This is a genomic window from Bacillus aerolatus (assembly GCF_009183655.1).
In the GTDB taxonomy this organism is placed as follows: Bacteria; Bacillota; Bacilli; order Bacillales; family Domibacillaceae; genus Pseudobacillus; species Pseudobacillus aerolatus.
On record NZ_WEIO01000004.1, the window covers coordinates 332,530 to 348,367 of the forward strand.

Genomic DNA, 15,838 nt, shown 5'->3' on the forward strand with positions numbered 1-15,838 from the left:
TCCTGACGGCTGACCATCTTTTTTTCAGCCGTTTTTGGATTTTATTATCCATTTTCGTCTATCCGAAATCTCCTCTTTATCATTCAAAACCGACTTTCTGAAGCAAGTCCCTCATAGCATATATAAAGATAGTGAAAAATCCTTATTAGAGTGGGGGTTCGTATGCAAAGCTGGATGATAGAGTTTATGGAACAGTTTGGCTACGTCGGCATTTTCCTTTTGATCGCGTTTGAAAATATTTTTCCGCCGATTCCTTCTGAAGTAATTCTTACTTTCGGGGGAACGATGACAACCTTTTCCACATTGACCGTGTCGGGGGTCGTTCTAGCAGCAACGGCCGGATCGCTTGCAGGAGCGTTCATCTTGTATAAAATCGGCAATTTGCTTGATGTGGAGAGACTGGAAAAAATTATTGATCACTGGGGTCACATTCTCCGCCTAAGCAAAAATGATATTTACAAAGCTGAACGCTGGTTTGAAAAGTATGGCTATTGGACTGTGCTCGTGTGCCGGGTGATTCCTCTAGTCCGTAGTCTAATTTCCATTCCAGCTGGCATGTCGCGAATGAGACTGCCGCTTTTTCTATTTTTAACTGCCATCGGGACATTTACTTGGAATCTGATTCTCGTTTCTGCCGGTGCGGCTTTCGGCGAGTCATGGGGAGAAATCGTTCTTTTTATGGACATGTATGCGAATATTATTTATGCATTGATTGGTGCAGGGCTTGTTATTTTCCTGTTTTTATTTATCACTAGAAAAAGAGGATAGAAATGAAGTGAAAGACCCATATAGACAATAATGAAAAAGGGGCTGTCGATTTTATCGGCAGCCTGAAAATGAACAACTCTTTAATTTTCACGCTTCTTTCACTGCTTTATAAGTTTTTGCTGTAGATTTTTCCCGCCAGTAACCTTCAATTTCTTCTAAAGTTTTTCCTTTTGTTTCCGGTGTTTTATAATGGATATAAACGCAGGCAACAACTGATAGTACTGCGTATATTAAGAAAACGTTATTTCCAATGACACCTAACAATTGCGGAAAAGTGTATGAAAAAAGGAAATTCAATGTGTACTGTGAAAATGTAATAACTCCCATACCGATGGCTCTTGCTTGCAGAGGGAACACTTCTGGTATAAATAGCCAAAATACTGGTCCAAGACCAATCCCAAACGCAAAGACGTATAGGAACACACAAATCATACTTAATAGCATATTGTCAGAAAGTAGAGCTAAACCGAGTAACGGAAGGACCTGTCCGCCAATACTGTAGATTAACAAAGTTTTTCTACCCAGTTTGTCCACGATGAATAAGGAGATAGCGGTGGAAACAACTAGCGCAATACCGACACCAAAGTTCGCTACGTTCGAACCGCTCCACCCATTAATATCAACTCCTTCAAATATGATAGGAGCAAAGTAAACAACTGCATTAATTCCGGTGAAGACTTGGAAGAACGTTAAGATTAATGTCATGTTTAAAATACTCTTGTACTGGCCAAACAAATGCTTAAATCCAGCTGTTTGTAACTTAAGAGAGTTATTAATATCTCTTATCTCATCTTCCACTTCTTTCTTCGATCCTCTTAGCTTCATTAAGACTTTTCTTGCGCGTTCTTCTTTTCCGACGGTCAGCAGCCACCGCGGACTTTCAGGAGACATAAGCATTCCAATCGTAAAGATCGCAGCGGGAATAAGACCAATTCCCAACATTAACCGCCAAGCTCCACTGTCGGTTAAAGAAGCTCCTACGATGTAAGCGCTTAAAATTCCAACGTTCACGCTCAACTGATATAGAGCTCCAATAAACCCTCGGATTTTAGGAGGAGCTAATTCAACAAGATAGATCAAGGAACACATATTGGCTATCCCGCAGCCGATCCCAAGAATAAAACGTGACCATATTAAAACGCTTTCACTTGTAGCAAATGCACATCCAATAGACCCGATGATAAAAGTTAAACCTGCTCCAATTAATAATGATTTTCTTCCTAAAACCTTAGATAATGAGGTTGAAAGAACAATAGCCGGCAATGCTCCCAAAAGGAGGAAGCTTACAATTAACCCTTGGCCAGACGGGCTTAATCCAAATTCTTCAGTAATAAAAGGCAATGCTGGAGAAATAGCCCCTGAATCAAAGCCGTATAAAAGTCCAGCCAATCCCCCAAAAATCGCATAAACATACACAATATTCGGAATTCTCTGCTCCAAAAAAAGATCACTCCTTTTTCAATTATTCATTACAGCACACCTTTTTTTAAGATAATGTTGGCATACGGCAATGGTTCACTCGTAGCAATGATGGCATAAGCGTCTTTACTTCGTTCGTAAAATTGCTTTCTTTCAATTTTTTCAATTTGAACAGGAAAATCACTCATTTTCTTTAATAGACCTTCGTATATTTCCCAGATTGCAGGGTTTTTCACATCCCCTTCCACTGTATCCATGAGAGCAACGGGACATTTTACATAAGTATCTAGCGGAAAAAGTTTCAATATTGCGCTTAAAAACTCTTCTACACCATGACCATATCCATTAATTAAACGGGTTGAATGACTTGCAGCTGGAAAATTTCCATCTGCAAGTACAATTTCATCACCGTGCCCCATCTCCATCAAGGCTTTTATCAGTTCCGGAGATATGATGGGTGGAATCCCTTTAAGCATATGTCAAAGCCTTTCCACTTTCTTGCACAAATTTGTTCGTAAGCTTTCCTAGTTTTTCAATTTCAACAGTAACAACGTCTCCTGGCTGAATGTAAATACGCTCGTCAGCTGGAAGACCAAATACTACTCCTTCAGGTGTACCTGTTAAAATAAGATCTCCTGGCTCTAACGTCATATGCCGAGAAATATAGCTAACGATCTCTGCGCAGGAAAAGATCATATCGGACGTATTAGAGTTTTGTCTTAATTCGTCATTTACATAAGTTTTTAAAATGAGGTTGTTAGGATCTCCTACTTCATCTGAAGTAACTAAATAAGGACCTACTGGACTAAACTTGTCACATGTTTTCCCGAGCAGCCACTGTGGTGTTCTCATTTGCAGATCCCTTGCCGACAAATCATTGACTGTACAATAACCAAAAACATGGGAAAGCGCTTTTTCTTGTGTAACATTTTTAGTCTTTTTACCAATGACGATGCCTAGCTCCACCTCATAATCAAGTTCATTTGTTACAACCGGAACAGGAATTTCACTTAGATGACCTGTTAACGTATTATCAAATTTGTTAAACAGGATCGGCACTTCTGGATAAGGTGCATTCGTTTCATCTGCATGTTTTCGATAGTTTAAACCTACACAAATAATTTTACGCGGCCGTGTAACACATGGTCCCCAAACAAGTCCTTCCTCTGCCACTACAACAGCACTTCCATTTGATACGGCTTCGTTGACCTTTGCTTCAAGTTCCTCTAGCCCTGATTGATCTAATTCAATCACTTGCATGACATCGTTTAAAATTTCATTCCAATTATTCTGCTTTGCTGTTTCTTCGACATCAATTAATTGATCGCCAATTTGCACAGCCAGTCTTTCATTCTCGTTTTTCATAAAAGTAGCTAGTTTCATTTTCTCATTCTCCTATTATGCATTTTTTCCAAAAACAACTCCGCCATCAATATAAAGGGGAGACCCCATCATGAAAGAAGACTCATCTGAAGCGAGAAACAGTGCCGCTTTTGCTACGTCTCCAGGTCTTCCCAATTCTCCGCTCAATTGTCTTTTCTTAATATTTTCTATTGCCGTTTCAGGATCATTGTACGAAGTCTTTAAATAATCTTCGACAAATGGAGTTAATATCGTGCCCGGCAATAAAGCATTTACGCGAATGTTATAAGGAGCATAGTCTACTTGCATAGCTTTCGTCAGAGCAAGCACTGCTCCTTTCGTTGCAGAGTATGCGGCACGTTTAGCGAGCCCCATTTCTGCAGCACATGATGACATATTAATAACGACGCCGCTTTTTTGTTCCATCATATAAGGGAGAGTGTATTTACATGGCAAGTAAACACCTTTCACATTCACACTCATAATTCGGTCCCATACGTCTGGCTCTACTTCGTCCACTCTTCCCACATTACTGATCCCTGCATTGTTAAATAAAATATCAATTTTTTTATGCGTCTTAATAATCTGATTGATGACAGATTCAACGGCCCCGGGATTCGTCACATCCACCTCGAGAAATGCCGCTTTTCCGCCACTTTCTTCTATTTCTGATACTGTCCCTTGTCCATTCTCACGATGAATATCTATAATGATCACAAAAGCGCCTTCTTTTGCGAATAAGAGGGCTGTTTCTTTTCCAATGCCGCTCCCTCCGCCGGTGATGACAGCTGTTTTTTGAAGAAGTCTCACACTGTTACCTCACTTTCATGATCCATATGATCCTCAGGCTGTGCCGCTTTAACCGTTAATCCGCCATCTACCATTAATAGATGCCCATTAATTTGCATAGCTTCGTCTGATGCTAAAAATACAACAGCATCTCCAATTTGTTTTTCTGTCCCAAGTCTCTTCATTGGGTTCGCTTCAATTTCTTTTGCTAAAATTTGAGGATCTTCCAAATATTCTTCGCACATATCCGTCGCGATGGTGCTTGGACCAACAGCATTGACATTAATATTATATTTGCCGAGTTCAATCGCCAACGCTTTCGTTAAGTGGCTGGCTGCTGCTTTTGATGAAATATAGTGTGGAACAACTGGACTCGTCACAAGAACACTCGCTGTCGACGTAATGTTGATAATTTTTCCATACTTATTTTGGATCATTTTTTTGGCAGCTCTTTGTGTCGTCAAAAAAATAGATTTTACGTTCGTCTGATACGTTTCATCCCATGTTTTTTCTGACAAATTCATGAAAGGTTCAAACGGCGCAATGCCTGCATTATTCACTAGAATTTCAACCGGTCCTAACACTTTTTCCACTTCGTCTATCATTTGATCCACTTCTTCTTTAATGCCGACATTTGCTTTCACAACGATCGCTTGAGTATTAAACTGCTCTTCCACTTTTTGCTTTAAAGCCTTTGCTTTTTCAAATGAACGAGGTGATGTATAGTTGATCGCTACATTCGCGCCTTCTTCAGCCAACCTCATAACAATGGCCGCACCTATTCCCCGGCTTCCACCTGTGACAAGAGCTGTCCGATTTTTTAATTTGCTCATTTTTTTGCCTCTTTTCATATTGTATTATTAAAGGCTGATGCTGATCCGGCTGATGCTGAATTCCTGATGACCTAAGATTTCAGCTTTCGTCAGTTCCCCCTGTGCTGTTTTAATAACCGTTTCAAGAATACGATTTCCGGCTTCTTCTGTTGTTTCTTTGCCTTTCATAACGAGACTTGTATCTACGTCAATGTTATCTGCCATTTTTGCAGCAGTTATTTCATTGCCAGTTATTTTGATAACAGGAATAATTGGATTTCCTGTTGGTGTTCCTCTTCCTGTCGTAAAGCAGACCATATGGACACCAGCAGCAGCCATACCTGACACGCACTCGATATCGTTCCCTGGAGAATCCATAAAGTAATAGCCGCTCCCTGGAATTTCTTCAGCAAAAGCCAGGACATCTTTTAATGGAGCTGTTCCTGCTTTACTTATGCAGCCAAGTGATTTTTCTTCAATTGTAGAGAGACCGCCTTCAATATTGCCGGGGCTTGGGTTACCGCCTCGCATATCGGCGCCGATGCGCTCTACTTCTTTTTCAAAATTCTCTACATAGGCATACAATTTGTTTGCCACTTCTTCGCTTACTGCTTTTTGAGCGACAAGATGCTCGGCCCCGATAATTTCAGTTGTTTCACCCATTACAATGGTGCCGCCCTGTTTTAAAAGCTGATCAGCTGTTTTCCCTAAAGCAGGATTGCTGCACAGACCGGAAGTAGCATCAGACCCGCCACACTTAACACCAAGTATTAATTCTGAAAGAGGAACATCTTCTAATGGTATTTTCTCAATTTCTCTGAATAAACTATGTACTATTTCAGACCCTTTTTGAATGGCTTTTATTGATCCCCCAACATCCTGGATATCAATCCACTCGACAGGTTTTCCTGTTTCTTCAATTTCTTTTTTCAGTATTTTAGCATCAATAACCTCACAACCCAAGCTAACTAAGAGAACTGCGCCAACATTTGGGTTTTTCCCCATTCCGGCAAGTAAATTATGTGTACGATCCTTGTCATCTCCAATTTGGCTGCAGCCATGCTGATGAGGAATGGCTACTGAAGCTGGTACAGCTTGCTGAATTCGATTGGCTACATGATTTGCACAAATAACGGTCGGAATAATTAATAGGTGATTTCGTATTCCTATTTTTCCGTTTGGACGGCGATAACCTTTTATCATGTTCATCATTTTTGACCCCCTTCCGCTTTATCTCCTCTTCCTCTGATTCCTTCAATATTATGTACATGCACGTGTTCACCAGGTTCAATATCAGCAGTGGCTGCTCCAATTACTTCTCCGTATTTCACAACCATTTCTGATCTTTGAATAGATTTAATCGATATTTTGTGTCCAAATGGAATAGACTGTTTTGCTGTCAATACCTCTTTTTGCCCATTGAGGACATATAGGAAGCTTTCTCCCGCCTCTAAACCTTTCAAAAGAGTAGCGACATTATCGTTATCAGACATAACAATGCTCGTTATATCCTGTTCATATACTGACTTACTCATTGTTTTCTCTCCTGTCTTTAAGTTTGTAAAATGCTTTAGCATTTTCAGAAAAGATTTTATCCGCTTCCAAATGCTTTACCGTCTCAGGTAGATTTTCACTTATAATCTGGAGCGCCTCTTCATAACTCCCTGCCGATAAACATACCGGCCAATCGCTGCCGAAGAGCAGGCGAGAGGAGCCAAATGTTTGTACAATATGATGAATATACGGCTCAAAATCTTCCGTTTTCCACGCGAATGGTTTCGCTTCTGTCATCAACCCCGATAGTTTGCACCAAACATTCGGAAACTGAGCTAATGCACTCATCTCCTCTTTCCACTCATTTAACTCCCTTCCTGCGATATTCGGTTTAGCCATATGATCGATGACAGTCAATAGATCGGGAAGCGCTTGCACAAGAGTCAAAATGGATGGAACATGTTTTTTATTAATTAATAGATCGAGAGGAAGATTATATTGAATAAGCCATTTTAAATTTTCCATGACCTGATCTTGTAAAATCCAATCATTTTGTTCGATATCCTGCAACATTGGACGCAGACCAACAATTCCCGGCTGCTTCATTATTGATTGTAACTGTTTCGGAAAAGATGGCGATGCTAAATCCAGCCAGCCGACTACGCCGCAAATCCAGTCATAGCGTTCATACAACGATAAGAGAAATAATGTCTCTTCATATGTTGGAGCTGCCTGAACGAGAACAGTTCCGGAAATATTATGTTTTTCTAATAAAGGTTGTAAGTTTTCTGGCAGGTAATCTTGATAGAGAACACCCATGTCTTTTGAAAGCCAGGAGTAATCAGCTCTTTCAAGTTTCCAAAAGTGTTGATGTGCATCAATCATGTTATTACCTCACTTTGTTATTTAATTGTTACCGGTAACATAAAATTATCAAAAGAATTTTAATTTGTCAATCAATTCTTACAACTTTATTAAAAATAAAAAAACTCCTATTAATTTATAGGAGTTCCAGATGATTTCCTGACCACCAGTTCAGGTTTTAAATTTATTGTTCGATAGTCGGCAGGACCAACCTCTTCTACTCTCTCAATCACTAATTGTGTCCCCGTGTATCCAAAGTCATATGCAGGCTGAGAAGATACCGTCAAAAAAGGATCAAAATCTGAAAATAATTCCAAATCGTCAAAGCAGACAACAGCTATCTCTTCCGGCACTTTAATCTTTTTTTCGCGCAAACTTTTAATAATTTTAATGGCAATAAAGTTATTCGCTGCAAAAATCGCTGTCGGGCGGTCAGCAAGCGGCAGAGTAACTAAGTGGTCAATTCCATTCCATTGTTTTTCTTGTTTATAATGCGTCTCTACAAGGAATGAAGCATCCATATTTAAATCGTTTATCTTTAACGTTTCAATATACGCCTGATACCGCTCTTTCGAAGTGGAGACTGTAAGCGGGCCATGCACCATGGCTATTCTTTTATGACCATAGTCAATCAGATGCTGAAGAAGCAACTTTGTTCCTTCATAGTTGTCGCCCAGCACCCTGTCACAAGAAATCTCTTCAATCTCCCTATCGATTAATGTAAACGGGATTCTGTTTTTGATCAATTTTTTTAAGTTTTTGATCGATGGATCGCCTGTCGGAGCAATAATAACGCCATCTACGCGTTTTGAAATTAACGCATTAATATAATCACTTTCTTTTTCGTAGTCTTCATCTGTATTACATAAAATAAGCTGATACCCCATTTGATTCGCTTTATCCGCGGCCCCCCGCGCAACTTTTGTAAAAAAAGGGTTTGTAATATCCGTTATAATTAACGAAAGCAACTTCGTCTTTTTGAGATTTAAACTTTGAGCAGCAGAATTCGGTATATAGTTGAGCTCTTTAATCACAGCTTCTACTTTCTCTCTTGTCTTCTCACTAATATTTCCTTTATTATTTATCACCCTTGACACCGTCATCGGTGAAACATTCGCTTTTTTAGCAATATCGTAAATAGTCGTCACTTTTTGTACCTGCCTTTACGTTTTCACTTTTATTGTATCATAAGCCTGATTTATTATTTATTGGCTGTTCATAAAAAAAATCCCCCTTTGATTTTTCAAAGGGAGATTACATTAAAATTCTCATATTGAACCGCTATTTTTCAAATGTTTAACCTAAATTGATACCTATGGAGAACTAATTTCTCTCTTGCATAATTGCATCCTCACTAGCCGTTATGACCCTTTTATGAAAACAGTTTTAATAGCCGTGAAAAATTCTTTGGCTGCTTCTCCTTGTTCACGGGCGCCTGTGCTAGAGGATTTCATTCCGCCGAATGGAGCTTGAAGTTCTACGCCAGCGCTTTCGGCGTTAATTCTGACGAGACCTGCTTCGATGTCATCAATAAACTCCAGTAAGTTGTTAATATTCGTTGTAAAGATAGAGGCACTTAAGCCGTATTTCGTGTTGTTGGCCACTGTAATCGCTTCTTCAAAGTCTGCTGCTTTAATTAAGGCGATGACCGGTCCGAAAATTTCTTCTTGCGCAATTGCCATGTCAGGTGTAACTTCATCGAAGACAGCCGGAGAAATATAAAAGCCGTTGTCAAGCTCTTCGCCTTTTAATTCTTGACCGCCAAAAAGCAGAGAAGCTCCTTCCTCTTTTCCTTTTTCAATATATTTCTTCACCGTGTTGAACTGGCTTTCACTGGCACATGGTCCCATCCAAATACCGTCTTGCAATCCATTGCCGACCGTAATCTTCTTTGTTTCCTGAACCAACTTTTCTTTGAACTCTTCATAAACCGCTTCTTCTACAATCACACGGCTTGAAGCAGTACATTTTTGTCCCGAAGAGCGGAACCCGCCGCTGATAACTGCTTCAACAGCTAAGTCAAGGTTCGCATCTTTCGCAACGATGACCGGATTTTTCCCGCCCATTTCCATTTGAAATTTAATTCCTCGTTCTGTTGCCGCTTTCGCTACATTTTTGCCGACTTGTTCAGATCCAGTAAAAGTGATCGCATTTAAAAGTGGGTGATCGATTAATGCCTGACCAATAACGGATCCTGAACCTGTGACAAAATTCAATACTCCTTCGGGAAGTCCAGCTTTTGCAAAACATTCCACTACTTTTGCAGCAGTCACAGCTCCTTCTGTCGCAGGCTTCAGAACGATTGTATTTCCATACACAAGAGCCGGAGCCATTTTCCAGATCGGAATCGCTACCGGGAAGTTCCACGGAGTAATGACACCTACAACACCAAGGGGCGTACGCTTTGTAAACATTAGCGCATCTTTATCTGAAGAAGGAATCACATCTCCTTCTTTGCGCATACCTTCGCTTGCATAGTATCGAAGAATGGCAACTCCGCGGGCAGTTTCCCCTTTTGCTTCAGGTAATGTTTTCCCCATTTCTCTCGTCATTGTTTCAGCAATGTCGTCTAGATTTTCTTCTAAAATATTGGCTGCCTTAAACAGCAGCTGTCCCCTCGCTGCCTGGCCGAGCTTGCGCCACGCCTTTTTCGCCTCATCCGCTGCTTTCACTGCTTTATCTAAATCTTCTTTTGTAGAACTTTGCACGTAACCGACGATCTCCTCTTTGTTTGCCGGATTTATGCTTGGAATTCTTTCTTGAGAGGATGCTTCCACCCATTCATTATTAATGAAGTTCTTATAGGTTTTTTCTTTAAATACTGTTTGCATGTTTATCCCTCCACGTAGTCATTAAAATGTTGGACCAATTCTCCAAATACCGAAATCATGCTGCTTAAGAACTTCTGCTTTCGTTAATTTCCCTGAAGAAACTTTTGCAATTTCTTCAAAAATTCGTGTACCTACAGACTCGATCGATTCTTTACCTTCAATTATTGTGCCGGCATTTAAGTCAATGTTTTCACTCATCTTTTCATAAATGCCTGTATTCGTTGAAATTTTTATAACAGGGGCAATTGGAGAACCTGTAGGTGTGCCTCTACCTGTTGTAAAAAGAACCACTTGCGCCCCACCTGCTACCATCCCAGTTAATTGTTCAATATCATGGCCTGGGGTATCCATCCACACTAACCCTTTTTTAGTAGGAGACTCGGCATAGTCAATCACTTCCTGTAATTGTTTGCTCCCCGCTTTGTTGGCAGCTCCTAAAGATTTCTCTTCGAGTGTACTTAATCCACCGCGTATATTTCCCGGACTCGGATTGCCTGTTCGAATATCGACTCCCATTTGGATAGAGCGATTTTCCATCGCTTTAATGACTTGATAAGCTTTTTTAGCTACTCTGTCATCTACAGCCCGTTCTGCCAACAGATGCTCCGCTCCGATCAATTCTGTCGTTTCGGCTAAAATAGCTGTACCGCCATGCTCTATAATCATATCGCTGACAGCTCCAACTGCCGGGTTCGCTGAAATCCCGGAACAAGCATCTGATCCGCCACATTCCGTTCCGATAATTAATTCACTAATATCGCATAACTCTCTCGTTTGAGCAGACGCCTCCTGTACCATTCTTGCGGCTATTTTTGCTCCTTCGGCAATAGCTGTTAATGTGCCTCCGTGGTCTTGGATAGAAACAACTTCAACAGGCTTGTTCGTTTTAGCGAGTTCGCCAGCGACACTTCTCGCTTGATGAGTCTCACAGCCGAGTCCGAGAACAACCACTCCATATACATTCGGATTGGCTCCCATCCCGACATACGTTCGGAATGTCTGCTCGTAATCGATCCCAACCTGGGCACAGCCGTGCTGATGAATAAATGAAACGGTTCCGTGAACAAGTTCTGTTATTTGTTTTGCCGCCTGCGTGGCACAAGTAATCGTTGGCAAAATCAATACATGGTTGCGAACGCCGACTTTTCCATCAGGCCGTCTATATCCCCAAAATTTATTGTCATTGGTTAATTGCAACTTGATCACCTCTTCCTCGTATCCCTTCAATGTTGTGCACATGAACATGGGCACCTGGCTCAATGTTTTGCACCGCTCTTCCGATGACTTCCCCGTACTTTACAATATCCGTTCCTTGCGGGATCAGACATACTGCAAATTTATGGCCGAATTCGATTTCTTCCAGCAGCTCAACAGTATAGTTTTTATCCTGGCAGGATACCGTGACGATAGAATTAGCTGGAATATTTTCCAAGGCCGTTGCCACTTTGTCTACTGGTTTCATCATGACTGTTTTATAATTAGTAACCATTTATCATGCTCCCCCACCAATGTTTTAATGAAGAGCGACCGGCTTAGTGGCCGGTGCTTTCACTGGATTGCTCAACACGCCAATTTCCGGGATTTCAATTTCAACTAAATCGCCATCCATTAAAGTAAATTCATTCGGCGGCACAATACATGTACCTGTTAACAGTACAGTTCCATCAAAAATCTCATTGTCTCTTAAAAGGAAGGAAACGAGTTCATCGTACTTTCTTTTTAATTGGCTCGTATTTGCTTTTCCTTCAACGACCAGTTCATTGTTGCGATAAATTTTGCATATGATCTCCAGTTTATAAGCATCCTCAACAGCTTCCGCAAGAAGAAGCGCCGGTCCGATCGCACACGATTGCTTCCATATTTTCGCTTGAGGCAGATAGAGAGGGTTTTCTCCTTCAATATCACGGCAGCTCATATCATTTCCGATCGTGTAAGCCAAGATGTCTCCTTCTTTATTAATCACGAGCCCTAGTTCGGGTTCAGGTATTTGCCAATTGGAATCACTTCTTAAATAAACATCCGTATTCGGACCTACCGTTCGTGCAGCAGTCGACTTTAGAAAAATCTCTGGCCGGTCGGCATCATACACTTTATCATAAAATGTACTCGCGTCTAATTTCCCGTCAGTTGCTTCATAGTTTCTAGCTTCTTTGCTTTTTTCATAAGTGACCCCCGAAGCCCATACTTCAGGTGCTTCAATCGGTACTAACAAAGACAGTTCCTCCAGCTTTACATCTGCCGGATCAATTGTTTGAATTTGTTCTTTAAGAAATGATAAAGGAGTCTGTCCTTTATGTTTTGCCTGTTCTGTCAGTTCTGTAAGGCACGTATATTCAAGCGGATAAACAGTAGCATCATTCAATACTGCTGCTAAAACCTGAGTGTCTTTATCTTTTTGATAGCGTATGATTTTCATAGTCTATTCTCCTTTAGTCATCAACTGATTTTTGGATAGATTACATTAGCATGCCTGGCAGCCACAAAGAAATCATTGGTACAAACGTGATGAGCAATAAAGCAATAATTAGCACAATATACATCGGGAGAACTTCTTTTAAAAAGTGTTGGATCTTTACCTTGGTGATGGAGCAGACCGTAAACATGGCCGTTCCAAGCGGAGGAGTAATTGTCCCGATCCCAATGTTAAACAAAAAGATCATCCCTAAATGCACAGGATCGATTCCATAAGCTTGAGCCATCGGAATCAATAATGGAGTTAAAATGATAATAGCTACATTTCCTTCAATAAACATCCCGAGAATAAGTAAAAAGAGGTTTAGTACTAACAAGAAAGCAATAGGGTTACCGACCATGCCTGTTACGTATTCTGTTGCGATATGCGGGATTCTTTCCCATGTAAGTATCCAGCCAAATGCGGAACCCGCTGCAATGATTAGTAAAATAGAAGAAGAAGTAGAAACTGATTCTTTTAATGCTTGCTTTAAATGAGAAATTTTCATTTCCCTATAAAACAAGAAACCTATTAATAATGCGTATACAACCGCTACCGCTCCAGCTTCAGTAGGTGTGAAAACTCCAATACGGATTCCTCCGATAATGATTACTGGCAAAATTAATGCTAAAATGGCATCTTTAGAAGCGATGGCAACTTCTTTTGGACGTGCTACTTTTTTTCTAACCGGTAAGTAGCCTCTTTTCTTGGAGATGAAATGAACAGCGATCATCATGAGCAAACATGTCATTAATCCTGGAACAATTCCAGCCATAAAAAGCTTTCCGATCGACACATTTCCGATATAACCGTATAAAATCATTCCAATACCTGGTGGAATTAACGGCGTAATAAGAGAAGAAGCAGCAATAACTGATGCGGAAAACCCTGGATCATATCCTTTTTTATTCATTTCAGGATGCATAATTTTCGCCTGCATGGCCGCATCTGCCAAACCTGATCCGGATAATCCCCCCATGATTGTACTTAACACTATACTGACTTGAGCCAGCCCTCCAGGCAGGTGCCCGGTAAGCACTTCAGCAAAATTAGCTATTCTGCGGGTAATCCCCGTATAGTTCATAAGAACACCAGCCACTATGAAAAACGGAATAGCAAGCAGCGGTACAGATTCTATTCCCGCTACCATTCTTTGAACAAGCAGCATTGGTTCTACTTGTTGGGAAATTAAAAAATAGAGTAAAGTGCTTCCTAAAATTGCGTAAGCAACAGGTATGTTGGCTAAAAACAAGGCAAATAAAGACAGTGTGGCAATCGCAATATTCATGCTTTCGCCTCCTTCTGAGATCCAGATTGAAATCCATTTTCTTCTTCACGTATCGTTGAATGTTCTTTATTTTTATTCCAAGTGTTTATCATTCGGGAGATAATGTGAATAGTAGCGAACACCCCACTTAACACGATGGCAATATCAATGTATACGTAACTAATTCGAAGGACAGGTGTTAATTTTGCAGCAGCTTGTGTTGTCAGCTGAGTTCCAAGATAAACAAAAACAAAAGCGTTTAAAAAAAGAAGTACAATCTCACGGAATAAAAAGGCCGCTTTTTTAAAGGCCGGATTGAATTTTTCTACAAAGAAATCAATGCCAACATGGCCATCTTCTTTCGTGACAACACTTGCCCCTAGAAAAGTAAACCAAACGAATAAGGCGAGCGTCATTTCTTCTGTCCATTGCAATGGCTCTCCAACAATAAACCTCATGAAAACGCCTACAACTGTCACACTAATAATTAAAACAAGGGAGATTGAAGCGAAGATGTTATCTACATTCAATATCCAACTACTAAGTCGTTTCATCATATAATCCATCCCTTTTTATTAGAATGTGTACTACTTAACCGAACGATCATACACAACTATTGCAACATCCAGGCAATCTATCTCCAAAAACAAGCTAGGCAGAAAACAAATGGTCTTTACTATTCTGCCTAGCCAGCTTTGCTATTGATTACCTTCTATCAAACGATAGAAAATTCAAAAATTATTCCAGAGACTTTTGGACTTTGTCATACAACCCCGGGCTCCACTCGTCCATTTTTTTATATACTGGCTTAGTAGCTTCTTTAAATTTTTCCTTGTCCACTTCTGTAATGGTTACTCCAGCAGCTTCCAAATCCTTTAGAACTGTTTCTTCAGATTCCTTTACTTTTTCTGCCATGAACTTACCTGTTTCGTCTCCAGTTTCTTTCAGTACCTTCACTACATCTTCCGGAAGTGTTTCCATATAAGATTGGCCTGCGATCCATTGAATGATCATATTCGTGTGAGCAGTTAATGCTAAATGTTTAGCATTCTCATAAACTTTTGATCCATGTATAACCGGAAGTGGATTTTCCATGCCGTCGATCACTCCTTGGGCAATAGACGGATAAACTTCCCCAAGCGGCAGAGGTGTAGCTGTTGCTCCCATTTCTTCCATGATCTTTATGGATAACGGATTGCTTGGGACGCGCACTTTCATTCCTTTTAAATCCTTTGGTGTTTTTACCGGTTTATTCGTAATTAAATGACGGTCTCCGTACATCCACTTTGTTGATACAATGTGAATGCCCTCACCTTGAAGGTCTTTTTCTAATCCTTTAAACCACTCACTATCCGTTAATTTAAATAAGCTTTCGTAATCATCCGTTAAGTAAGGGGCAGAAAGAATTCCGATATCTGGAACGTAATCCATTAAAAAGCTGGCGTCAGCAATGTAAATCACGTTGGCACCGGTTTTCATTTGTTCAATTGCATCTTGCTTGGAACCAAGTTGAGAGCTCGGATAAAGTTCAATTTTGATTTTTCCGTTGCTTTTTTCCTCAGCACGCTTTTTCCATTCTTGTGCCGCTAAGTCTAATGGTTCTCCCGGCTGATTCTCATAACCTATTTTAATTGTATATACGTCACCACTTGCTTTCCCGTTGGCAGCATCTTCTTTTCCACAACCTGCTAATGCTGTAGTAACAATCAGAAATAAAGCTAACAAAATTGTTGAAACCTTTTTATTCATTTCTTTCCCCCCTTATTAATTTAAAAGCTTA

17 protein-coding genes are annotated in these 15,838 nt (G+C 40.4%); 1 reads left to right on the forward strand and 16 read right to left on the reverse strand.

The window, feature by feature from the left end; translation table 11 throughout:
* Positions 1–162: 162 nt before the first annotated feature.
* The gene (locus tag F9802_RS09445) at positions 163–768 is read left to right on the forward strand and encodes a DedA family protein (RefSeq protein ID WP_152151268.1); all 606 of its coding nucleotides are present in this window, start codon (positions 163–165) and stop codon (positions 766–768) included.
* Between the two features lie 87 nt (positions 769–855).
* On the opposite strand, the gene F9802_RS09450 is transcribed toward F9802_RS09445, so the two are convergent.
* From F9802_RS09450 to F9802_RS09525, 16 genes are all read right to left on the reverse strand, one after another.
* Positions 856–2,208 carry a sugar porter family MFS transporter gene (locus tag F9802_RS09450; protein WP_152151270.1) on the reverse strand — a complete coding sequence of 451 codons (1,353 nt, stop codon included), beginning with the start codon at positions 2,206–2,208 and terminating at the stop codon, positions 856–858.
* Between the two features lie 29 nt (positions 2,209–2,237).
* Positions 2,238–2,663, reverse strand: a complete 426-nt coding sequence (locus tag F9802_RS09455; RefSeq protein WP_152151272.1) for an RbsD/FucU family protein — start codon at positions 2,661–2,663, stop codon at positions 2,238–2,240.
* The gene (locus F9802_RS09460) at positions 2,656–3,570 is read right to left on the reverse strand and encodes a fumarylacetoacetate hydrolase family protein (protein WP_152151274.1); all 915 of its coding nucleotides are present in this window, start codon (positions 3,568–3,570) and stop codon (positions 2,656–2,658) included. The genes F9802_RS09455 and F9802_RS09460 overlap by 8 nt, the downstream gene beginning before the upstream one ends.
* 15 nt (positions 3,571–3,585) lie before the next feature.
* Entirely contained in the window at positions 3,586–4,359 is a 774-nt protein-coding gene (locus tag F9802_RS09465) for an SDR family NAD(P)-dependent oxidoreductase (RefSeq protein WP_152151276.1), read from the reverse strand.
* Positions 4,356–5,171 (reverse strand): SDR family NAD(P)-dependent oxidoreductase, encoded by an 816-nt coding sequence (locus F9802_RS09470; protein WP_152151278.1) that lies wholly within the window; start codon positions 5,169–5,171, stop codon positions 4,356–4,358. Before F9802_RS09470 ends, F9802_RS09465 begins: the two co-directional genes overlap by 4 nt.
* 27 nt (positions 5,172–5,198) lie before the next feature.
* Positions 5,199–6,359 (reverse strand): UxaA family hydrolase, encoded by a 1,161-nt coding sequence (locus tag F9802_RS09475; RefSeq protein WP_152151384.1) that lies wholly within the window; start codon positions 6,357–6,359, stop codon positions 5,199–5,201.
* Positions 6,359–6,685, reverse strand: a complete 327-nt coding sequence (locus tag F9802_RS09480) for a UxaA family hydrolase (RefSeq protein ID WP_152151280.1) — start codon at positions 6,683–6,685, stop codon at positions 6,359–6,361. The genes F9802_RS09475 and F9802_RS09480 overlap by 1 nt, the downstream gene beginning before the upstream one ends.
* Positions 6,678–7,529 (reverse strand): amidohydrolase family protein, encoded by an 852-nt coding sequence (locus tag F9802_RS09485; protein WP_152151282.1) that lies wholly within the window; start codon positions 7,527–7,529, stop codon positions 6,678–6,680. Before F9802_RS09485 ends, F9802_RS09480 begins: the two co-directional genes overlap by 8 nt.
* Before the next feature lie 110 nt (positions 7,530–7,639).
* Positions 7,640–8,656, reverse strand: coding sequence for a LacI family DNA-binding transcriptional regulator (locus tag F9802_RS09490; protein ID WP_152151284.1), 1,017 nt, complete (start codon positions 8,654–8,656; stop codon positions 7,640–7,642).
* A gap of 213 nt (positions 8,657–8,869) precedes the next feature.
* Positions 8,870–10,339 carry an alpha-ketoglutaric semialdehyde dehydrogenase GucD gene (gene gucD / locus F9802_RS09495; protein ID WP_152151286.1) on the reverse strand — a complete coding sequence of 490 codons (1,470 nt, stop codon included), beginning with the start codon at positions 10,337–10,339 and terminating at the stop codon, positions 8,870–8,872.
* A gap of 21 nt (positions 10,340–10,360) precedes the next feature.
* Positions 10,361–11,536, reverse strand: a complete 1,176-nt coding sequence (locus F9802_RS09500; protein ID WP_225435273.1) for a UxaA family hydrolase — start codon at positions 11,534–11,536, stop codon at positions 10,361–10,363.
* On the reverse strand, positions 11,520–11,828 hold the full coding sequence (locus F9802_RS09505; RefSeq protein ID WP_152151290.1) for a UxaA family hydrolase: 309 nt from the start codon (positions 11,826–11,828) through the stop codon (positions 11,520–11,522). The genes F9802_RS09500 and F9802_RS09505 overlap by 17 nt, the downstream gene beginning before the upstream one ends.
* A gap of 24 nt (positions 11,829–11,852) precedes the next feature.
* Positions 11,853–12,755 carry a fumarylacetoacetate hydrolase family protein gene (locus F9802_RS09510; protein WP_152151292.1) on the reverse strand — a complete coding sequence of 301 codons (903 nt, stop codon included), beginning with the start codon at positions 12,753–12,755 and terminating at the stop codon, positions 11,853–11,855.
* A gap of 40 nt (positions 12,756–12,795) precedes the next feature.
* Positions 12,796–14,079, reverse strand: coding sequence for a TRAP transporter large permease (locus F9802_RS09515; RefSeq protein ID WP_152151294.1), 1,284 nt, complete (start codon positions 14,077–14,079; stop codon positions 12,796–12,798).
* Positions 14,076–14,615 carry a TRAP transporter small permease gene (locus F9802_RS09520; protein ID WP_191991838.1) on the reverse strand — a complete coding sequence of 180 codons (540 nt, stop codon included), beginning with the start codon at positions 14,613–14,615 and terminating at the stop codon, positions 14,076–14,078. Before F9802_RS09520 ends, F9802_RS09515 begins: the two co-directional genes overlap by 4 nt.
* Positions 14,616–14,796: 181 nt before the next feature.
* Positions 14,797–15,807: a C4-dicarboxylate TRAP transporter substrate-binding protein gene (locus F9802_RS09525; protein WP_152151298.1), complete on the reverse strand. Its 1,011-nt coding sequence runs from the start codon at positions 15,805–15,807 to the stop codon at positions 14,797–14,799.
* Positions 15,808–15,838 lie beyond the last annotated feature (31 nt).